Source organism: Arthrobacter sp. S41 (genome assembly GCF_004320535.1).
GTDB lineage: Bacteria > Actinomycetota > Actinomycetes > Actinomycetales > Micrococcaceae > Glutamicibacter.
This window is the reverse complement of record NZ_SIHY01000001.1, coordinates 568385-589376: the sequence shown is the minus strand read 5'-3', so window position 1 is coordinate 589376 and position 20992 is coordinate 568385. Positions and strand designations below refer to the sequence as shown.

Here is a 20992-nt window from a genome sequence, read left to right as displayed (position 1 = left end):
TTAGTTTTGATTCACCTAAACCGTGTAGGTGTTAGGCCAAGACATTTGAGTAGGCCACAACTCCGCGCTTGACCTGGTCGACAGCCTTATAGGCATTGCGCACAAGCATTGGAGGCAGCTCAGGGTTCTTGGCAAACTGATCCAGGGTGTCGATGACCTGTTTTGCCCAGCGTACAAAGTCCCCGGGCGCCATATCTGTGCCACGCAATGCGCTGTTCAAGCTTGCTCCTCTGGCCCACTTGTACATTGGCCAGATCAAGCCCGACTCAGGTGGCGCAGTTGGATCAAGGCTTAATGTTTCCTCTGCGTCAGAGAGCTCGCCCCAAATCTTGATCGTGCTATTCCAGATGTCCGCGATCTTGTCGGTAGGCATCTTTGGATCTGCACGGTCCCCGTCACGACGTGCCTGATAGACCAAGCTGGCTACCACTGCGCACAATTCGTCAGAGTTGAGCTTGGTGAGCTTGCCGGTTTCTAGGATCTGGCTGGTTAGCAAGTCTCGATCGCCGTAGATCCTTCGCAAACGCCGGCCGGAATCAGTCAGCGTGAAACCTTCATCATCTTCATGAGGAGTAAGGTATTCGAACTGCTCCAGAACCTTGCAGACCTTGTCGAATTCCGTAGCAATGGTATTGGTCCGTCCGCGGATCGCTCGACGGGCTTTCTCAGTATCCTTTTTCAGCTTCCAATACCGGTCAGCCCAACGCATGTGCTGGTCTTTCTCGGAGCACGAATGGCAAGGATGATCTTTGAGCTGTAGACGCAGCTCATTGATTTCGCGCTCGGTTGAGTCCGCACCTTCGTAATTGAACCCCTGCGCATCCAGACGCGGTGGACGTTCCTCATAGACAGCATTGTGCAGGGAGGCCGTTAGATCGCGACGCTCCTTGGGCGTACGTCCGCTGAAACCTTTAGGGATGCGAATCCGAGAAATGATCTCTACCGGACCGGTCAGGTCATCAACGGACAAACGTCGAAGCTGACCTTCTTCGGTGAGAACGGTGTGGCGCGGGTTGTACATGGCGGTATCAAGTTCGATCACCACGGCTCGGCCGAATCGACGGCCACCTGGCAGATCTACCACATCACCGCGCATTACTGCCTGCAAGGAGCGTTCGGCAGCTGAGCGTCGCTCGGTGCGCCTGCTCTTTGCGGCGTTCTTTTCCATGGTGGCTAAATTGCGCTGTAACTTCAGATATTCCGTGAAGTCGCCCAAATGGCATTCCATGGACTTGGCGTAGCCGGCCAGAGACTCTTCCTTGGAGCGGACCTGTCGTGCCATGCCAACCACCGAACGGTCGGCTTGGTACTGTGCAAAGGACGATTCCAAGATTTGTCGTGTTTGTTCGCGTCCAAACTGCGCCAGCAGGTTGGTGGACATGTTGTAGGTCGGGCGGAACGAGGAATTCAGTGGATAAGTACGCTTTGAGGCCAGACCTGCGAGGGATTCTGGTTCAAGCTCCGGATTCCATACAACGATGGAGTGGCCTTCTACGTCGATACCGCGACGTCCTGCACGCCCGGTGAGCTGGGTGTATTCGCCGGAAGAAATTTGTACGTGGGATTCACCGTTGAACTTGACTAGCTTTTCCAAGACCACTGAACGGGCTGGCATGTTCACGCCTAGCGCCAAGGTTTCGGTAGCGAATACAACCTTGATGAGGTTTCGTGCAAAGAGGTCTTCCACGATCTCTTTGAAGATCGGCAGTAGTCCGGCGTGGTGTGAAGCGAAGCCTCGAACCAGACCATCTCGCCAAGCCCAAAATTCGAGAACGTCGAGGTCCTCGCTCGGAATCCGATACGAGACTTCTTCGAGCGCCTGCCTAATTTCTGCTGCTTCTTCATTAGTCGTCAGGCGAAGGTCGGCCATGGCGCACTGTTGCACAGCCATATCGCAGCCCTTGCGAGAGAAAATGAAGAAGATCGCTGGAAGCAATGATGCACGGTCTAGTTTGCCAATAACCGAGGGACGGTTGACTCGTTGGCCGAAGCCAGAACCACGCTGCGGTCCTCGACTGCCTTTTCCGCGGCCGCGCTGAACGCGTCCACCGGAATTGTGGGTACGGACCAATTTGCGCAGTTCAGGGTTAACGCTGGCCTTCGCTTCGCCTTCTGCCACCTTGTCGAAGGAAACGTCTTCGGCAAATAGGTCAACTACGTTGGAGCCCACCATGACGTGTTGGAACAGCGGAACAGGTCGGTGCTCCGAAACGATAATGTCGGTCTGTCCACGCACGGTATCTAGCCATCCACCAAATTCTTCGGCGTTGGAGACAGTGGCTGACAGGGAGATGATTTGCACGTTCGACGGAAGGTGAATGATCACTTCTTCCCACACCGCGCCACGGAATTTATCCGCTAGGTAATGGACTTCGTCCATGATGACGTAGCCGAGACCGTCCAGTGTCTGAGAGTCGGCGTAAAGCATGTTACGCAAGACTTCAGTGGTCATGACGACAATCTGAGCTTCAGAATTGATTGAGGTATCACCGGTGAGCAGGCCAACGCTTTGCGCACCATAACGATTGACCAGTTCCGAATATTTCTGGTTGCTCAGGGCTTTGATCGGGGTGGTGTAAAAGGCTTTACGGTTTTCCCGCAATGCCTGGAAGATGGCAAATTCACCGACTACGGTTTTGCCGGCACCGGTTGGCGCAGCAACAAGAACGCTGTGCCCCTCGGTGACCTTTTGGCAGGATTCGGCTTGGAATAGATCCAATTCGAAAGAGATGCTGGCACGAAAATCAGGTAATGCAGTGCCCTGCTCGACCTGCCGTGTCTTGGAAATCGCGTATCGTTCCGCGGGTGAAGTCACTTGTGGCCGTTCTCTTTCTCGCCGATGAATTACAGCTGTGAGTTGGGTTCGTCGAGAGGACTAGGTTCTTGGATGTTCGAGGAATTTCCCTGCGCCATCCGCTCGTTTTCAGCGTCTAACGCCGCTTGCTTCTTGGCACGCTTCTTATCGTTGAAGTGACAGAAGACCGTAGCTGCTGCAAAGGTCAAGAAGAGCGGACCGGCCAAAGCGAACATCGTAATCGCGTCGCCACCAGGAGCAGCCATTGCGGCGACCAAGGCAATCAGGAAGACAGTGATACGCCAGTTCTTCAGAATGACCTTGGCCGGCAGCACGCCTACCAAGTTCAGTCCAACCATCAGCACGGGCACAAGCATTGCGCAACCGAAAGCGAGCAGAAGCCGAATAATGAACGGCAAATACTCGTTGATGTTGATCAGGTTAAGCGAGTTCTCCGGAGCCAGGCTGATGAAGAAGTGCAGTGCGAATGGCAGCACAAAATAAGCCATCGCAACGCCGCCGATAAATAGCGGAACCGAGACTGCGACGAAGCTGTAACTGAGGCGTCGCTCGTTCTTTTTTAGACCTGGAACGATAAACGCCCAGAGCTGATAGAGCCAGACCGGCGATGAGATCAGAATTCCGACGAACAGGGCAACCTTGATCATGATGTCGAATGGCGACATCACGGCCGTGAAGTTCACTGACCCGCCAGCGGCCTCAACCGGAGCGATAATCAGCTCAAGAAGCCAGTCGTAAAGGAAGAATCCTGCGACAGTGCCCAGCGTCAATGCGATGAGCGATATAAAAAGGCGGTTCCGGGCTTCAATCAGATGCTCTTTAAGAGACATCCGCCCTTCTTCGTCCTTGACCCGCTTTTTCTTAGTGCGCGGTGTCTTGTCTTTATCTATTGCCACTGAGGAAGTCTACGAGTTGTTCTTTTCGTTTGGATTCTGTTCGTTGACGGTGCCGTCAACAGTCTCAGATTTGGGATCGTCGTCCTTCATCTGGCGCACCTCAGACTTGAAGATGCGAAGCGACTGACCCATCGAGCGAGCCAAACCTGGAAGCTTTGGAGCTCCGAAAAGAAGCAGTGCCAAAACGATAATGACGACTAAGTGCCATCCCTGTAAACCACCCATGTGATTTCCCTTCTCTCAAACTAAAGTCTACGTCAGAACAGGCGAAGATCGCGCATGTTCTGAGCTTGGCCACGTTCTGCACGACGGGTGACCCGACGTACCCGGCGGGCCTCGATCCGTTCGACCTTACCTATGCTGCGCTGGGCACGAATCTCCTCTGGATCACCGTGCGTGGCGTCGGTGCCGTGAGGATAGCGTCGCGTGTTCTCGGTGTACGCAACGACCGTGCCAGGCTGGCTCAGCCCAGCACTAACATGATCTGCAGCTGCGCCTAAGGCGTCGACTACTGACATGCCGCGTTTGAACAGCCTGAAGCCTGCGAGCACAGCAAGTAGCAATGTCGCCAAAGCTAGGACAGTCCACAATAGGACCCAAAACCACCAAGGAAGCATCTATCAATCCTCATACATTCCGATGGCCTCGTCCAGCCACAGCACAACTTGTTCGCGCGTAGCGTCAGGAGAGACCACAGCCAGTTTACCGCCATGGCGAGCGATCAATGGCGCTGCGACCTGATGATCTGAGAACCGGACGGTGGCCAGATAGCCATTCTCGACCTTACCGGTGGACCATGAAACTGGATGGAACGCCTCAATCACCGGCAGAATATCAGCATCAACATAGAGAATTACCTCTAGATCTTCGGCCTGTGACTGATAGTGAAGCTGCACATCTTGTTGATCATCGTGTCGCGGCGTGACGTCGAACTGTTCATCCAGCGTTTCTGCGCTTAATACTCGATCGACACGGAAAGTTAGCATGCTTTCACGAGTTCGGCACCACGCCCGCAGGTATTGAACTGACCCATCTTCGATCATTCGTACAGGTTCCACGTCGCGCAGTTGGTGAGTTCGAGAACTAGCGGAGTAGTAATCAATGCGAACTACGTTTTGCTTCTTGACGGCCTGAACCAGTTGTTGCGGGATGTCATTCTCACGAGCCTTGGACAGAGCGAAGCCCAACGCGCCGTTCCACCCCTCAAAACGGGCCACCGCCGAATTAACCTTGCCCAGGGCAGAAGCCAGAACATCTTGATGCTCAAACTCTGGGATGCTCGCCAGTGCGTTCAAACCGCCAAGCACGGCAACTGCTTCCATGGGCGCAAGTTTTTGTGGCTCAGCCAGCAGCGCCGCATTGGAAATAGTGACTGTGTCAGACTCTAAATCCCCGTCGTTGACGTTGATCAACTCGTCGTGCTGTCCGTTCGGGACACCACACATCATGATCATGGCCAATTCTTCGCGGATCTTGGCAACGCTCATGGAGTAGCGTGTTGCCAGTTCTTCGATTCCTACCGCACCATGGGCCGCGACATACTGAATCATGTCGATATTTCTCATGACTTGGGTGGTGGTAGTTCCACGCCCGGTTGCCCTGTTGGGGCGGAACTTCGCCTGCGAGTAGCTATCAATCCCCTGCTGTGCGACCTGGGTGGCCCGAGCCGCGCTCAAGCACAGCTGAACCTGCTCCGCTAGGTGCGCCGGTGAGAGGACTTGGACGGCCGGCCCATAAGCGGCAAGTTCTGCGGCAAATGATTGTGGGTCCGAATAACCAATCTGAAGTTGCGGGTTATCACTGTTCCCGTTCAGCGACTGTGCACGTAGTGGGATCGCCTCATCGCTGTGCAGCTTGATGGTGGCAATATGTCCCGGGTGCTTCAAATCAAAATCTTGCAGCACCTGATTCATCGAAAATTCAACGGGCCGCTGATGATATTCGCTCGTCGTTCCGCTATGCCGGGAATTTGTGAATTTTCCTTGCACTCGTGACAGGCGGAAAACACGGACGTCCTCACGACTGTGATCAAATCCGGTGAAGTACCAGTTACCGTAGCGCTGCCCGATCCCCCAAACATCCACGTTGCGTTCGGTCTGAGTGCCTTGCGAAGAAACGTAAGAGAACTTCAGGGTCTTGCGGTTAAACACCGCCAGCGCACATTCTTTGAAATTTGGTTCGTCCATGGACAAGCGTGGCACCAGCGAGCCCGCGAGCGGAGAAACCGGTGGCGTCGATTCAAGATGTCCGGTGACTCGTGCCGCCGCGTTCAGACCCAGAGCCTGTAGCTTGGTGTCTTTCCATAGGCTCGCAGCCAGGGCAATCATGCCGGCCTCTGCAGGGCTGAATTTCACTGGGGGTAAGAACCAGTCAGTTGTATCTAGGCTGTAGTACGGCACGCCGTCAATAGACTCTTTGTTCAGCTGCAGACCAAAGTCATTGCGAATCTCGTCTTTGAGTCGGTCTAAGGCCTTCTCGCGGGTATCGGCTGAGCCGTCTGGCACGAGGTACTCGCCGATTAGATCGGCGTTGAACTTCCGGGACTTGGTAGCCAGGGCATAGATCAGGCTGGTTAGGCGTTCTGCCTTGCTTGGTCCGCTGGATTGCTTTGTGCTCACGTGCTTAGACTAACCAACTTTCTACCTTACTGAGAGCTTTTAAGACAGCTATGGCCCCGATTGTTATATCGGGGCCATAACAACGTCGTCGAATTACTTGGTTCCGACGAGATCCACTACGAAGATCAATGCTTCATTAGGACCGATGGCACCTGGGGCGCCACGCTCACCGTAGGCAAGGTTGGACGGAATATCCAGGCGGCGACGACCGCCAACCTTCATACCCAGCAGGCCCTGATCCCAACCCTGGATGACCATACCGACTCCAACTGGGAAGTCCAAGGTCTCGCCACGGTTCCATGAGGAATCAAATTCCTCGCCGGTGGACCAGGCAACACCAACATAGTGTGCCTGAACGGTGGTGCCAGGAGTAACTTCAGCGCCGGTTCCCTCGACCAGGTCGGTGATGACCAGTTCTTCAGGAGCGTCGGTGCCTGGGAAGTCGATTTCCGGCTTGGTGCGGTCGTAGTTGCGTTCTCCGAACGACATAGTCACGGCCTTTCTCAGTCGTGGTTAAGACGATTACTTGCTGTCAGCAGCAGTAACTGATTCCAATTCTACGTAAAATACCAGTGGTCCGGTTGGCGAACCGTTGCTCGAGGTATTTCCATAAGCCTTATCGGCTGGGATGGTCAGCAGAACCTTAGAACCGGCCTTCAGACCAGTCATGCCCTCGGTCCAGCCCTTGATCACCTGATCAAGTGAGAATTCGGTGGAATCCTTGCCGAAGTTGCCGTCGAATTCCTTACCGTCTGCCCAGGTAACACCCGAGTACTTGGCCTTGACCTTAGAGGTAGCGGTGGCTGCTTCGCCCTTACCCTCTTCAAGGACGTCTACTGCCAAATCTTTAGGAGCTTCAGTGTCCTTAGGAATGGTGATGGTCGGCTTGTCGTCGGTGACCTTGACGGTAGGAAGCTTGCCTTCCTTCTTCTGCTTGGCGACGTCATCCTTGCTCATGGTGCCGCTGGCAGTGGTGCTGTCTTCAACATGCAAGACGATGATGCGTTCAGCCTTGGCGCCTTCTGCAGGTTCTGCGACCGAACCATCAGCCTGCTGAGTGCCTTCAACGGTGGAGTAAGCGATCCAGTCGCCTACCTTAGAGTCTGACAAACGCTCGTAGAGCTCCGGCATCTGCTCCTTCATCGTGTCATCAACCGTCATGTCGGTCGCTGCACCAGTGAAGTTTTCGCCAGCGGACAACCCGTCAATCGCCTTGTACAGGCCCGACTTGATTGAAACAGTATCGCCAGGGTTAACGTCAGCGCCGTCGCCCTTCTTGATATTTACTGCCTCGTCCTTGTCCGTGACAAATGGAGTATCGAAGGAAACCTCAGGTGCCGTCTTGTCGTCGGCTGCTGGCTTGACCGAAATCTTGGACAAATCTGAAGAGGAACCTGAACCGCAAGCTGCTAAGGCTAGAACCGAAGCGGTTGCGCACAATGCCAATACTTTTCGCACGAATCTACTTTCGTTGAAATCAAAAAATGAAAATTTACTCAGATACTCGCTCTGCAAGTATCAAACTCACTGCCTACCACCCTAGGTAGGGTAGCTGTGAAAAGTCTTTCCGCCCGCTGGTTACGCTCGCTGACTCATCAAGTCAATAAGCCTATCCACTTCAGGGTCGTTGACCGCAAATGGATCCTTACACAGCACTATTCCCCCGGGTTCATCCTCATATTTCATGTGAACCCAGTCGGCGCTGTAACGGCGTCCGTTGGCACGTGCTGCGCGAATGAATTTGCTCCGAATCGCAGCGCGTGTCGTTGCAGGTGGGTTCTCCACTGCCTGACGAATCTCGGCATCACTAACCACACTATTGGCCAGTCCCCGGCGTTTAAGCAGGTGGAAAAGACCGCGTGCAGGGTCAATATCGTGATAGGTCAGATTCAGCTGAGCTAGTCGCGAGGATGAAAGCTCCAGAGAGTTCTTCTGAGCATACCCCGTCAAGAGTTTGTGCTTGATGGCCCAATCAATGTCTTTGTCGATCAATGAATAATTCTGAGTCTCAATGGCGGTCAGTGTCCGCTCCCAGAGCTCAAGAACTGTATCCACTTGATCATGGTGGGCGCCGTGGCGTGCCACAAATTCTTTGACTGACTCAAAAAGGATCCACTGAATTTGCAGTGCAGTCGGCTCGTCGCCACCCATCAGCCTGACGACGGTTTTTCCGTCAAAATCATGGGAAATCTGACGGATCGAACGAATCGGATTTTCAAGGCGAAGGTCATGATAAATTTCGCCAGATTCAATGAGCCGAAGCACAAGATCGGTGGCACCAATCTTAAGCAACTGCGTTGTCTCACTCATGCTTGAATCGCCCACGATGACGTGCAAGCGACGATGGTACTCAGCATCGGCATGTGGCTCGTCACGGGTATTAATGATGGGGCGAGAACGGGTGGTCGCTGAGGACACACCTTCCCACATGTGATCGGCACGTTGAGAGAAGACAAACTTTGTCTGATCGTCTTCGGTGATCAGGTGACCTGCACCGCAGAGCAACTGCCTAGTAACCAAGAACGGAATGAGCATGTCGGCTAGGCGCTTAAACTCGATCTTCCGAGGAATCAGATAGTTCTCATGGCAACCGTAAGAATTACCAGCCGAGTCAACGTTGTTCTTGAACATGTAGATCCGGCCTTCGTGGCCTTCTTCTAGCAGCTGGTCCTCGGCCTGATCTACCAAATCAAGCATGAACGCTTCGCCGGCACGGTCATGGGCAATTAGCTGCTTGAGCTGATCGCATTCGGCCGTGGCATATTCAGGGTGTGAGCCGACATCCAGATACAGTCGTGACCCGTTTTCGAGAAAAACGTTCGAGCTTCTCCCCCAGTTCACCACTGGCTTAAATAAGTGCCTGGCGGCATCTTCTGGGGTCAGCCGACGTCCGTCCGATGGGACATAGGTCAGTCCGAATTCGGTTTCAAGACCGAAAATTCTGCGATCCACGCGTGGTTACTTCCCCTCGACTGCACAGTTACTTGGAGTTGATGACAGATGAGCTATGCCCCATGGGCATTAAGGCTCTACTGACCACCCTTTTGCACAAAACCGCGAACAAATTCTTCGGCGTTAGATTCAAGAACCGAGTCAATCTCATCAAGCAGGTCATCGACCCCAGCGGACTGAGCGTTGGTATTTACCTGAATCTGTTCAGTTTCCTGCGACTGATTCTGAGTTGAACGGCGAGCTGAGAAGCTTTCCTGAGTCATTACTATCTCCTAAAATCTTGAATCTCGACTAAGACCTGAGACTCATGTCTATTCTGCGCTGTTTAGCGACGACGAGCTAATTCATCAATAAAATCTGAAATCTGCAACTGCGCATCAAACAAGTCGCCCACGCTCTCTCGCGTTCCGTACAGCGGCTCAGCCATATGGAAACGACTAATCTGCCGAGCGCCTGGAACTGCGAAAGACAATGCATCCCAGTTCGCGGCAATCACATACGGGGCATACCGTTGCAGGGCCATTCCACGCAGATATGCGCGGGTGTCTTCCGGCGGGTTGGTTACTGCTTGATTGATTTGTTCTTGGCTAAACAGGGTTTGCATCGCGCCTCTGGCTGCCATTCGGTAATACAGACCCTTGTCGGTGCGCAAGTCAGCCCACTGTAGATCCATCATTGCGACTCTAGGGTCAGCCAATGACAACTGGTGACGTTGGGTAAACCCGTTGATGAGCTTGTACTTGGCAATCCAATCGACCTGATCCGCGGCTAAAAATGGATCACGCTCAAGGAGCTCAAGAATATTTTCCCAGCGCTCCAAGATTTCGGCAGTGTCTGGATCGTCGATTCCACGCTCGGTGCAATACCTTTGACTGGCTTCTAGATAGAGCCGCTGAATCTCAATGGCGGTGAGTTCACGTCCACCTCGGAGCCTGACCTTTGCCTTCAGGCTAGGGTCGTGGCTAATTTGCTGAAGTGCGTCAACTGGTTCGGCCAGTTCAAGATCCGGAGCCATATTTGCTTCAATCAGCGAGAGCACCAGATTGGTTGTTCCAACTCGAAGCAACGTCGAAATTTGGCCGAGGTTCGCGTCACCAATGATCACATGCAGTCGACGATATTTGTCCCAGTTTGCATGGGGCTCATCGCGGGTATTGATAATTGGACGGTTGATGGTCGTTTCTAGACCGACTTCAGCTTCAAAGAAGTCGGCACGTTGCGAGATCTGAAAGGCTGGTTTTTGCCCAAGCATGCCCTGCCCTACTCGTCCGGAACCGCAGAAGATTTGTCGGCTGGCGAAGAACGGGGTCAGACCTTTGACAATGGAGGAGAATTCGACCTCGCGAGGAACGAGATAGTTCTCGTGCGAGCCGTAGGAAACGGACTTGTTATCAGTGTTGTTCTTGTAGAGCAACAGTTCACCGCCACCTAAGCGTTGCGCCGTCACTGCCGCGCGTCGCATCACCTCATCGCCGGCTTGATCCCACAAGACTGCCGCACGTGGAGTTAAGGATTCAGGGCTGGAGTACTCGGGGTGCGCGTGGTCCACATAGAGCCTTGCTCCATTGCCAAGAACCATGTTCATGACAACTTCGGTGGAATCTTTCTCTTGGTACAGAGTTGACCCTACGCGCGCATCATTTCCATCTAAAGCGATGGACTCGGCAGTCCAGATCCCAGCCTCGTCCAAACCCGGTTCAGCGTCGGTGAGCTGGCTTGGATGTGCCTGATCTCGGTCCATGGCAAAACCACGGGCATCCTGCAATGGGGATTCGTCGGCATAGTCCCAACGGGCTGCTGTGGCACTTGTGCTCTGCTCGGCAACTAACTGCGCATAGGCATCAACAATCTGCGCCGAAAGCACCGTGGCATTGGCCTTGGGCATCTGCGGGCGAATAATGCCGTATTCGGTTTCTAGCCCTACTAGGCGGCGTGCACTCATGAGGCGGCCTGGTGGTTAACCAAAGAGCGAATGTTGCTAATTCGCTCCCCCTTGCGTCCTGAAATTCTGGCCCAGTCATCCGGGTTGGTGGTGTTTGGCATGTCCTCGTGTTCAGCAAATTCTTCGCGAACCGCACGCAACAGGTACTCCATTTTCAGACCGCGTTCGCCCGAGGTTATCAGTGCCTTGATGGCATGCTTTTTTGCTCGGTCAACGATGTTGTGAATCACTGCGCCCGAGGCAAAGTCCTTGAAGTAAAGAATCTCGCTGTCGCCGGTCACGTAGGTGACCTCTAGGAATTCGTTGATCCGCTCCGTTGAATACATCGCGGACACCGTTGAATCAATCATCCGGCGGATGGTCGCTGATGCATCGCCTGAGTCAGCTGACAGTTCGGTCTGATGCAATGGAAGCTTGGTGGTTAGATACTTGCTGAAGATCTCTGTCGCACCAGCTGCATCGGGGCGCCGAATCTTGATCTTCACGTCCAATCTACCTGGACGCAAAATGGCTGGGTCGATCATGTCTTCACGGTTCGAGGCACCGATGACAATGACGTTATCCAGGCGTTCAACACCGTCAATTTCTGCCAGCAGCTGCGGAACAATAGTGGTCTCGACATCCGAAGAGACACCTGTACCGCGGGTACGGAACAACGCTTCCATTTCGTCAAAGAAGACAACAACTGGATCGCCATGCAGAGCCTTTTCACGGGCCCTGGCGAAGATCAACCGGATATGACGCTCGGTCTCGCCCACGTACTTATCTAGAAGCTCTGGCCCCTTGATGTTCAAGAAGTAACTGCGGGTACTGTTGCCCTCTTTACGCTCCAACACACGCTGGGACAGCGAGTGTGCCACAGCCTTGGCAATCAGCGTCTTACCGCAACCTGGAGGCCCGTATAGCAGGATTCCCTTAGGCGCGCTCAACCCGTGTTCGCGGTACAGCTCTGGGTGAGTGAAGGGCAATTCGACCGAGTCTTTGATGGCCTCGATTTGCGAGTTAAGACCACCGATATCGGAGTAGGCGATCTCCGGAACTTCTTCAAGAACCAGTGACTGCATGTCGGTCAGCTGCACGCGACTAACCGCCATGCCACTGCGTGAGTCAACGGTGAGCTGGTCACCAACCCGCAAATGCGTTTTGCGCAACGGGTCCGCTAGTTCGATAACGCGTTGGTCATCGGCTCGTGCCATGACCACGGCCAGATTATCGTCCAACAGTTCCTTGACGGTGACCAGTTCGCCGGTTTCTTCAAAACCTAAGGCAGCTACAACAACCAGCGCTTCGTTAAGCAAAACTTGCTGGCCGATAAGCACTGAGTCGAAGTCCATCAAGGGACTAACGGCGACTCGCATTTTGCGTCCAGAATAGACAACGTCAACGCCTTGGGCACCCGTTGACTCAATTCCTTGACCTGCTTCGGGGTGTTTACGTGGGTGCTTGGCTACGACCGTGCCATAGCTGAACGGGGTGTCCCCATCTCTTTCCAACGCGGACTTCAGGGTAATGATCTGCTCACGCGTAGTCTCCAGCAGTGCAACCAGTCGCTGGTTATTGCCGCTAAGCCCGGAAAGTTGCTTGTCGAGATTGCGATTCTTATCGCGCAGTACATTAACTTGGCGTTCGGTCATTTGCAGACGCTCGGCCATTTGTTCTGTCTCGTGATGTTCGTTCACGTTCCAACTCCCAACTTGCAACGTCGCTGGCTATCAAAGCAACAGCGAGGCTTTCCGGTGCTTGGCGCACCGTCTTGTATCTATCCTAAGAACTTCGGGCCCCGAGTGCAGAACACTCAGGGCCCGAAGTCACATACTGAGACGCATTGTCTCAGTATGTGAAAGTATTGCTAGTTAGTCGTCTGCTGATTCTTCTGAATTCAGGGATTCACGCACACGAACAGCCTGATGGGCATCCCGATTGGCACGACGCAACTTCTTATCGGAGATTCCACGCTCGCCTAGTGCCTCAGCACTCCACTGCTGCTCATCATGATCTCGAGTCCAAGCGCTCAAATCTTCAGAAGAGTACGAGTGCTCCTTGATGCGCTTAGCCTTTGGAATCGCATCAGTGGAATCTGCTAATCGGCGGCAGGTGATCAAGAATGCCGTGTGTGCCACCATGCGGTGATCCGGACGAACAGCCAGACCATCAACGTGCCATCCGCGGACCAGGGTTTCGAAGCACTCAGGCTCAGTGAACTGCCCGGAAGAACGAATAGCCTCAACCACACGCGACATCTGAGTCACCGAAGAAACATAGTTGGTCCATACGCCACCAGGAGCAAGAACAGTGGCCACAGCTTCAAGGCATTCCCAGGGGCTGAGCATATCCAGCACCACACGATCAACGCTGGCTGGCTCTTCAAGTTCAACTACTTTGTCTTGGAAATCGCCGATGGAGATTTTCCACGAAGGGTGGTCCCCGCCAAAAACGGTCGAGACGTTACCGCGAGCAATATCTGCAAATTCTTCGCGTCGTTCAAAAGAGTGCAGGTAACCATCATCGCCCACCGCGCGCAGTAGCGAAATGGACAGTGCGCCAGATCCTACGCCGGCCTCCACCACGCGTGCACCCGGGAAGATGTCACCAAACTGGACAATTTGAGCAGCATCCTTGGGGTAAACCACCGTGGCGCCGCGTGGCATGGAGAGCACAAAATCCTTGGCCAGTGGGCGTAGCGCCTGGTATCGAAAACCATCGATGTTCTCAATAACCGAGCCCTCGGGCAAGCCGATAATGGCCTCATGCGGGAGCATACCCTTATGCGTATGGAACTCACCACCGGTTTGCAAGGTGATGGTGTTGATTCGACGCTTCTCGTCGGTCAACTGCACGCGGTCGCCTACGCGGAATGGTCCACGTCGGGCTGCCGCACCATGGGGTGCCGGGCTGATGGCTTCGCTCACTGGAGTGATCCTTTTCTTAATGCTCTATACAGTCTTTAAAAGTTTACTTGCGTCGGCCGGTAACGGCTTTGACGATATCGCGCTGGTGCAGCAGTCCTACAACCTGCCCCTGGGCGTTGATGACCGCGTACTCTGCAGAGTCAACGCTTGCTAGGTAGTCGATCAATGCTCGGCCATCCGACTCCTCGGACACGATGGCTCCTTGGCCCAGGGCCCTGGAAACCGCCAGAGCGGGGACCGTCGTAGCGTTCGCTGGGTCAACACGCGAAAGAGCTTGAATATCCACGACTCCCACCGGCATGCCTTTGGCATCAACAAGGATAATGGAGCCTTCGCGTTGATTCTGCCGCGTCAGTACGTCGGAGACCATGGCCTGGGAGACCATGGCCGAGGCCGGGCTCATAAGATCTGAGGCGATCACGGTGGGAAGGTTCAGCATCATCTTGGAGTGGGCAATCAACGAAGTTGTGGCCTGCCACATGAAGATTGCCACCATCAGCCCAACCACCGCGGTGATGATTTGAACTTCTTGTCCGCGAAGGTACGGATAAACCACGAAGAAGAAGACCACGCCGATCGCAATCACACGACCTACCCAGCTTGAAGCGATAGTGCCTTTGAACTGGGACCCGGTGGCTTTCCAAACAATCGACTCAACAAGCCGTCCACCATCGAGTGGAAGGCCTGGCAAAGCGTTAAAGGCACCAAGCAACAGGTTGGCGTAGACAAAGAAGTCCAAAAGAAGTTTGGCGTAGACGTTCAATTCGAGATTCTCAAGAACCAACCAGCCGATGCCAGCTAGGACAAAGTTCGAGACAGGTCCCGATAGTGCTACCCAGAGGGAGGCGCCAGGCTTAGCCTTGAACGAACCAAATTGGGTGTGACCGCCCATCAGGGTGAGCACAATATGGGCATCTGGCCATTTGAAGGCCCGCGCCGTCATGGCGTGGGCGACCTCATGGATCAATACCGCAAGGGCGATGACCACAGCGCACGCAAAACCCATCAGGTAGGCGTTCAGGGCCGGGATCCATTGGCTCCGAGACAGCTGCAGTCCCACCGAAATGGTGATCACAGCGGTGATAATGAACCACGAGCTCGAAAGATATACCGGAACCCCGCCAATACGGCCGAGTTTAATTCCGGGAGCTTGTTCTGAAGATTCGCTCACGCGCTAACTTGCACCAACCATCGAGTCATTTCTGCTACGTCTACGTTTTCTAGGCTATCTACACGGCGCCAGTTGCCGTCGCCTGGATCAATGGCGTTAGGGATCAGTACAGCATGCAGCCCTGCAGCCGAAGCCGAAGCGATACCGGGTACTGAATCCTCAAATCCGATGCACTTTTCAGCGTCAAGGCTTTGGTCCAGTGCTTCACCAAGGAGTTCAAGTCCACGAAGGTAGGGTTCCGGATTGGGTTTGCCCTTGCTGACTTCTTCGCCAGTTACGGAGGTAAGAAAAGTGTCTTTTGGCAGTTGTTCCAATAGCTCGTTGACAATGCTGCGCTCAGACATGGTGACCAAAGCTTGCGGAATTCCCGCTTGATTGCAGGCCGTCAGCAATTCGCGGGCCCCGGGGCGCCAAGGAATTTCACGCTTGAGGCCGGCGATCACCTGGGCACTGAGCAGATCGATAATCTGACGTACATCAAGTTTCACGCCAGCTTCTTGGAGAACTCGAGCCGAGTTAGGAAGCGCGCTGCCAACTAACGACAAGCCCTGTTCTTCACTCCATTGCCCACCATGTGCGGCCACCAGTTCTTCCTCGGCAGCGATCCAATAAGGTTCGGTGTCAATCAAGGTGCCGTCCATATCCCAGAGGACCGCTTGCGGTGTTCTGGGGTGTGAGCCGGAATTAAAGTCAAAACTGGTGCTTGGCATGAGTCCATTCTAGATGGAAGAGTGGGGCTAAGCCGCTTCGGCAAGCAACGCCGTGGGCTAGAACGCTGGATAGGAGTTTGCATTGACCAAGGATTTCCACACCCCAACGCTGAATACTTATGTTGCCCAGAGTGAGCATGAGATTCGCCCCACTATCGTCGTGGCGGCCTTTGAAGGATGGAATGATGCCGGTTCAGCTGCCAGCGATGCGGTGCGCTTATTACTCGAAGAGAACACTTTTGAGCTGATCGCCACCATCGGTGAAGACGACTTTTACGACTACCAGTTCTCCCGTCCCAAGACTCGACGCACCGATCAAGGTGCAGTGGTGGAATGGCCACGCACTGAAATATTTAAGGTAGCGCTTCCGCAAGCTGCCGCAGACCTATTGGTCGTAATAGGCGTGGAACCTACTTTTAAGTGGAAAAACTTCTGTGCACAAATCGTAGACATAGCTCAAGAACATAATGCGCAGGCGATTTTGACGCTTGGAGCATTATTGGCTGATGTTCCGCATACTCGCCCGGTCCCGACGTCCCTGAGCAGCGACGATGTCCGGTTCCAGGAGTATTTCAAAGTAGATCCTTCGGATTATGAAGGTCCCACCGGAATACCTTCTATCTTGGGTATTGAATTTCAGCGTCGCCAGATCCCTTGTCTCTCCCTCTGGGCCCAGCTCTCGCACTATGTGGCCCAGTCCCCTAGCCCTCGGGTGCAGCTGGCATTCATTGAAATACTCGAAGAGTTGCTGCCCATCACCGTGGCAGATCAACAACTACGCGAAGATGCCCTGGCGTGGAAGCATGGCGTTGATGAGCTGGCCGCGGCGGATCCCGATGTGGCCAAGTACGTGAAGCAGCTCGAAGAGGCTACCGATACCAGCAATCTTCCTGAAGCTAGCGGTGAATCAATCGCTCGAGAGTTCGAACGCTACTTGCGCCGACGAGGAAAGTACCGTCCAGATGGATCAGGGACCGACTTCGAATTCTGAAGTCGATCCCTGCAATGATCATCCGATCATCTACGTACTGCGTTGTGGCCTAAAGCTTGAGGCCTAGCAGCGCGTCGATACCCTCGCGCAACAGCTGAGCGCCGTCGTTGGAAGTACCGGCAGGCTGTGCAGCCCACTGATCGATAGCATCCAATGCGCCAGGAGCGTCGAGGTCGTTCGCCATGTGGGAACGAATGCTGTCCAGCAGCGTTGTAGCTTCGTGCTGCGAAGTGGTTTCCAGACGCTCGCGCCAGGAAGCCACACGCTCTTGAGCGGTAGCGAGCAGGTCATCGGTCCAGAACCAATCGGTACGGTAGTGCTGTGAGAGCAGTACCGCACGAATTGCCACTGGCTCAACGCCAGCTGCACGGAGCTTTGAAACGAGGACTAGGTTGCCCAGAGACTTGCTCATTTTTTCTCCGTCCAAGCCAACCATGCCGGTGTGAACGTAGGTTTGAGCTAGCTCGTGGTGGTCGCCGGCGGCAGCGTGAGCGGCAGAGAATTCGTGGTGAGGGAAGATCAAATCTGATCCGCCACCCTGAACAGTGAATGGTGCTGGCAAGGTCTTGCGAGCAATCACCGAACACTCAATGTGCCATCCCGGGCGCCCGGTACCTAGCTTTGCGCCGTCCCACGACGGCTCACCTTCGCGAGCCGCGCGCCACAGCAGTGGATCCAGCGAATCGCGCTTACCAACACGCTGCGGGTCGCCACCTCGTTCGGCGAAGAAGCCAAGCATAGTTTCGCGGTCGTAGTTGGAAACCGAACCTAACTTCCAGGCGTCGTTCTGTGCAGCATAGGTGTCGAAGTAGATGTCGCCTTCAACACCGTCCGGGCCCGCTGGCACCTTGTAGGCCAGATCCGACTCAAGCAGCTGCTCAACTACAGGTACCAACCAGCTGATTGATTCCACGGCGCCAATGTAATTCTGCGGAGGAATGACGTTGAGGGCTTCCATGTCATCGCGGAAGAGCTGAACTTGTTCCTCGGCTAGATCGCGCCAGTCAACGCCAGTAGCTTCTGCGCGTTCTAGCAGTGGATCGTCAACGTCGGTGATGTTCTGCGAGTAGGCAACGCTACGACCGCTATCGAGCCAGGTGCGGTGCACCAGGTCGAAGGTGACATAGGTGGAAGCATGGCCCATATGGGTCGCGTCATACGGGGTGATCCCGCAGACGTACATGCTTGCATCGGCCTTGGCAGCGTCCGCGGATGCGGTGGCCTGCAGGTTACCGGTGGCGGTGTTAAAAAGTTCCAGTATTGGTGCTGAACCAACCACCTGAGGTACCTCAGGGTTTTTCCACGCGTGCACTGATGTACGTCCTTTCGCAGATGCGACGATTTTGTTCCTTTAAGTCCAAGTGAAGCAGGACTAGGTTTATTCCCGTTAACGCAGAGATGTCCGTGAAGCGTTCCACGGACATCTCCAATTATGCAGATTATGCGTTGATCAGGCCGAAGCCCAAAGCAACAAAGAGTACTAGACCCAGCAAGATGCGGTACCAGACGAAGAACCGGTACGAGTGGGTGGAGACAAACTTCAAGAACCAACCGACAATGAAGAAACCAACAACGAAGGCAATGGCCGTAGCCAAGCCCGTCTGGCCAAGGCTATAAACGCCTGGCTCATCGAAGGTCTTCACCAATTTGTATAGACCAGAGGCATAGACCGCTGGGATGGCCAAGAGGAATGAGTAGCGCGCTGCCGCTTCACGGGTGTATCCCATGAGCAAACCTGCGGTGATCGTTCCGCCAGAGCGCGAGACGCCTGGGATCAGCGCCATAGCCTGGGCAAGACCGTAAAGGATGCCGTGCTTGACGGTGAGATCCTCCAAGCCCTGCTTCTGCTTGCCGTAGTGGTCGGCGATTGCCAAGAAGAGACCAAAGACCACCAGCGTGGTCGCTACAATCCACAGCGAACGGAAGTTCGAATCGATGTAGCCTTCGAGCAAGATTCCCAAAACTGCAATGGGGATGGAGCCGACAATAATCAGCCAGCCCATTTTGGCGTCGGGATCCGAATGCGGAACCTTACCGACCAGTGCCTTGCACCAGGCACCGATGATGCGCACAATGTCTCGCCAGAAGAACAAGATCACTGCGGTTTCGGTACCAAGCTGGGTGATCGCCGTAAAGGCTGCACCGGGGTCTTGGGCGTTGGGTAGGAGTTCACCTACGATGCGGAGGTGCGCTGAGGACGAGATCGGGAGGAACTCGGTCAGGCCCTGGATCAATCCGAGGAATGCTGCTTCAAACCAATTCACCCCTTGACATTACTTCACTGCCAACGAGGATCGTGTCTAAAAAACACGATTGGGGCGAAATTCACCCCGTGGTCGTACTCACTGTTCGTCTGAAGGTATGGTGAAAGGCAAAAGTTCGGAATACTGGTCATAGAGAGCGTCTTCGTAGTCTTCGAAGGCATCCGCGAGTACACCAAATGCAGCATCAACGGAAGACTCGGCGGCGCCACGACTCTGCGAGACAACAGCCAGATGCTGCTCAAGCCGGGCAATCAATGATTGCAGTGCAAAACTGGGATCAGTGCTCATGGCATTACGCTACAACGCAAAGGGTTCTTTAGATAGGGGGCAAGGTGCTTCAAGAAATAATTAAGCCATCGCTACATCATTCCGATGAACAGCGCTTCGAATATTTGGTGATCACGTCGTTCCCCACCGAACCAGTGCACCTAGCCCGCGCGGCGCTACGCGAGCATGCTGACAACGGCAAATGGGAGCTCATGCGCACATGCCGTTACGAGGGCGGGGCGTACAAGTATTGGCTACGCCGCAGGGTTATGCGCATTCGAAGTACCCTGCCACCCATGAACTAGCTCTCTAGCGGGCCAACGAGCCAAGAAGCAACTGTGTTGGCAGCGGAGGCAGCATTAGAGGGGTGATACCAGCTGGCTTGAACGTCGCGGTACAGTCTTTCGAATTCTGATCCTCGGAAATATCCCCCGCCACCAACGAGCTGTCCAAGGACCTGAACATTCTCCCGCGCACTCGCACCAGCAATAGTGCGTAACGTGACCAGCTTCGGGAACCATTCTTCGCGGTGGTCCACCTTAGAATCCAAATCGCCAGCCACTGAGCGCTGTAGCGCGTCTAAGGAAATTAGGCGCATGGCCGCATCAGCTAGTAGCCCGCGAGATCGAACGTCCTGTGAGTACTTTGTTCCGTCGTGACGAACTTTTTTGTTCAGCGTTTCTCGCGCCATGCTGACTGCCCGGTCAGCGATACCCACATAAACGCTTGCGGTCAGCGTCAGGAATGAGGCGAAAATTCCAAAGACGAGCAAGTCTGAGTTGGGACCGATGGGAAGTCGGCTGTGAACCCATTCTTCAGGTGCCACGGCATCGCGCAGTTTAGTTGTGTGTGATTGACTCGCTCGCATACCTAGGGTGTTCCAATCCCCCAGGGATTCAACGCCTTGGCCCTTAGCTACGAAGCCATGCACCAATTCATTGTTCGCTTCATCCTTGCCGAATACGCCTAGGCGGGTAAATGCCGGTGAGAGTGAAGTGAAAATCTTGATTCCATTAAAGGTCACCGATCCGTCTGCTTCACTGACGGCGCTGGTCTTGGAATCAAAAAGCACCGAGTCGTTGCCTGTCTCCGAAATTCCGAAGGCCATCACCTCGCCTTGAGCAATCCAGTTAGTCACCATCTGTAGGCGCGTATCGCCTCGTGCCGAAAGAAGATAGGCAACACCAGCCCAAACCTGGTGCATGTTAATGGCCAAGGCGGTTGCTGGTGCGGCGGTGGCAAGCCGGCGTTGTGCTAGGGCAAGCTGCTCAAAATTCCATCCCAGTCCCCCATCTTGAACTGGGATCAATGCCTTGAGATATCCCAGGGAAACTAACTCTTCAAAGTCCTCGGTGCAGAACGTATTCTCTGCATCGTATTTTGTGGCGCGTTCCCGGAATCGTTCGAGCAACTGCTCCGATAGGACTGACTCAATTGACAACTAACTTCTCCTGAAA

The 20992-nt window shown here is 54.2% G+C and carries 20 protein-coding genes; 2 read left to right on the top strand and 18 right to left on the bottom strand.

The genetic code is table 11. The features are described 5' to 3' along the window. Positions 1-31: 31 nt before the first annotated feature. The 14 genes from EYR88_RS02700 to EYR88_RS02635 all read right to left on the bottom strand — a co-directional run bounded on the left by EYR88_RS02700 (position 32) and on the right by EYR88_RS02635 (position 16013). The gene (locus EYR88_RS02700; RefSeq protein ID WP_131088193.1) at positions 32-2815 is read right to left on the bottom strand and encodes a DEAD/DEAH box helicase; all 2784 of its coding nucleotides are present in this window, start codon (positions 2813-2815) and stop codon (positions 32-34) included. A gap of 29 nt (positions 2816-2844) precedes the next feature. Then, entirely contained in the window at positions 2845-3711 is an 867-nt protein-coding gene (tatC, locus tag EYR88_RS02695) for a twin-arginine translocase subunit TatC (RefSeq protein WP_131088192.1), read from the bottom strand. 9 nt (positions 3712-3720) lie between these two features. Next, positions 3721-3936 carry a Sec-independent protein translocase subunit TatA gene (tatA, locus tag EYR88_RS02690; RefSeq protein ID WP_131088191.1) on the bottom strand — a complete coding sequence of 72 codons (216 nt, stop codon included), beginning with the start codon at positions 3934-3936 and terminating at the stop codon, positions 3721-3723. Between the two features lie 32 nt (positions 3937-3968). Beyond that, complete coding sequence (locus tag EYR88_RS02685) at positions 3969-4328, bottom strand: hypothetical protein (protein ID WP_131088190.1); 360 nt, start codon at positions 4326-4328, stop codon at positions 3969-3971. 3 nt (positions 4329-4331) lie between these two features. Then, a complete protein-coding gene (locus tag EYR88_RS02680) occupies positions 4332-6329 on the bottom strand; it encodes a WYL domain-containing protein (RefSeq protein WP_131088189.1) in 1998 nt (665 codons plus the stop codon). A 93-nt stretch (positions 6330-6422) separates the two neighbouring features. Further along, on the bottom strand, positions 6423-6818 hold the full coding sequence (locus tag EYR88_RS02675) for an FKBP-type peptidyl-prolyl cis-trans isomerase (protein ID WP_131088188.1): 396 nt from the start codon (positions 6816-6818) through the stop codon (positions 6423-6425). A 33-nt stretch (positions 6819-6851) separates the two neighbouring features. After that, positions 6852-7787, bottom strand: a complete 936-nt coding sequence (locus EYR88_RS02670; RefSeq protein ID WP_131088187.1) for an FKBP-type peptidyl-prolyl cis-trans isomerase — start codon at positions 7785-7787, stop codon at positions 6852-6854. A gap of 120 nt (positions 7788-7907) precedes the next feature. Continuing rightward, the gene (gene pafA / locus EYR88_RS02665; protein ID WP_131088186.1) at positions 7908-9281 is read right to left on the bottom strand and encodes a Pup--protein ligase; all 1374 of its coding nucleotides are present in this window, start codon (positions 9279-9281) and stop codon (positions 7908-7910) included. A gap of 77 nt (positions 9282-9358) precedes the next feature. Beyond that, complete coding sequence (locus tag EYR88_RS02660; RefSeq protein WP_131088185.1) at positions 9359-9544, bottom strand: ubiquitin-like protein Pup; 186 nt, start codon at positions 9542-9544, stop codon at positions 9359-9361. 62 nt (positions 9545-9606) lie between these two features. After that, positions 9607-11223 (bottom strand): depupylase/deamidase Dop, encoded by a 1617-nt coding sequence (gene dop / locus EYR88_RS02655; RefSeq protein ID WP_131088184.1) that lies wholly within the window; start codon positions 11221-11223, stop codon positions 9607-9609. Beyond that, positions 11220-12875, bottom strand: coding sequence for a proteasome ATPase (arc, locus tag EYR88_RS02650; protein WP_131089762.1), 1656 nt, complete (start codon positions 12873-12875; stop codon positions 11220-11222). Before arc ends, dop begins: the two co-directional genes overlap by 4 nt. 201 nt (positions 12876-13076) lie before the next feature. After that, complete coding sequence (locus EYR88_RS02645) at positions 13077-14132, bottom strand: tRNA (adenine-N1)-methyltransferase (protein WP_131088183.1); 1056 nt, start codon at positions 14130-14132, stop codon at positions 13077-13079. Between the two features lie 43 nt (positions 14133-14175). After that, positions 14176-15303, bottom strand: a complete 1128-nt coding sequence (locus tag EYR88_RS02640; protein WP_131088182.1) for a site-2 protease family protein — start codon at positions 15301-15303, stop codon at positions 14176-14178. After that, positions 15300-16013 carry an HAD family phosphatase gene (locus tag EYR88_RS02635; protein ID WP_131088181.1) on the bottom strand — a complete coding sequence of 238 codons (714 nt, stop codon included), beginning with the start codon at positions 16011-16013 and terminating at the stop codon, positions 15300-15302. Before EYR88_RS02635 ends, EYR88_RS02640 begins: the two co-directional genes overlap by 4 nt. A gap of 82 nt (positions 16014-16095) precedes the next feature. Here EYR88_RS02635 and EYR88_RS02630 point away from each other — a divergent pair, with 82 nt between their 5' ends. After that, a complete protein-coding gene (locus tag EYR88_RS02630) occupies positions 16096-17004 on the top strand; it encodes a PAC2 family protein (protein ID WP_131088180.1) in 909 nt (302 codons plus the stop codon). 49 nt (positions 17005-17053) lie between these two features. Here EYR88_RS02630 and mshC read toward each other — a convergent pair whose 3' ends face one another. The 3 genes from mshC to EYR88_RS02615 form a co-directional block, all read right to left on the bottom strand. Then, complete coding sequence (gene mshC, locus EYR88_RS02625) at positions 17054-18316, bottom strand: cysteine--1-D-myo-inosityl 2-amino-2-deoxy-alpha-D-glucopyranoside ligase (RefSeq protein ID WP_131088179.1); 1263 nt, start codon at positions 18314-18316, stop codon at positions 17054-17056. A gap of 127 nt (positions 18317-18443) precedes the next feature. After that, on the bottom strand, positions 18444-19268 hold the full coding sequence (locus EYR88_RS02620; RefSeq protein WP_131088178.1) for an undecaprenyl-diphosphate phosphatase: 825 nt from the start codon (positions 19266-19268) through the stop codon (positions 18444-18446). 78 nt (positions 19269-19346) lie between these two features. Continuing rightward, positions 19347-19556: a hypothetical protein gene (locus EYR88_RS02615; protein ID WP_131088177.1), complete on the bottom strand. Its 210-nt coding sequence runs from the start codon at positions 19554-19556 to the stop codon at positions 19347-19349. 44 nt (positions 19557-19600) lie between these two features. Here EYR88_RS02615 and EYR88_RS02610 point away from each other — a divergent pair, with 44 nt between their 5' ends. After that, on the top strand, positions 19601-19840 hold the full coding sequence (locus EYR88_RS02610) for a DUF5703 family protein (protein ID WP_131088176.1): 240 nt from the start codon (positions 19601-19603) through the stop codon (positions 19838-19840). Here the strand turns inward: EYR88_RS02610 and EYR88_RS02605 are convergent. Then, the gene (locus EYR88_RS02605; RefSeq protein WP_131088175.1) at positions 19837-20976 is read right to left on the bottom strand and encodes an acyl-CoA dehydrogenase family protein; all 1140 of its coding nucleotides are present in this window, start codon (positions 20974-20976) and stop codon (positions 19837-19839) included. The two genes, EYR88_RS02610 and EYR88_RS02605, sit on opposite strands and share 4 nt — an antisense overlap. Positions 20977-20992: the final 16 nt, after the last annotated feature.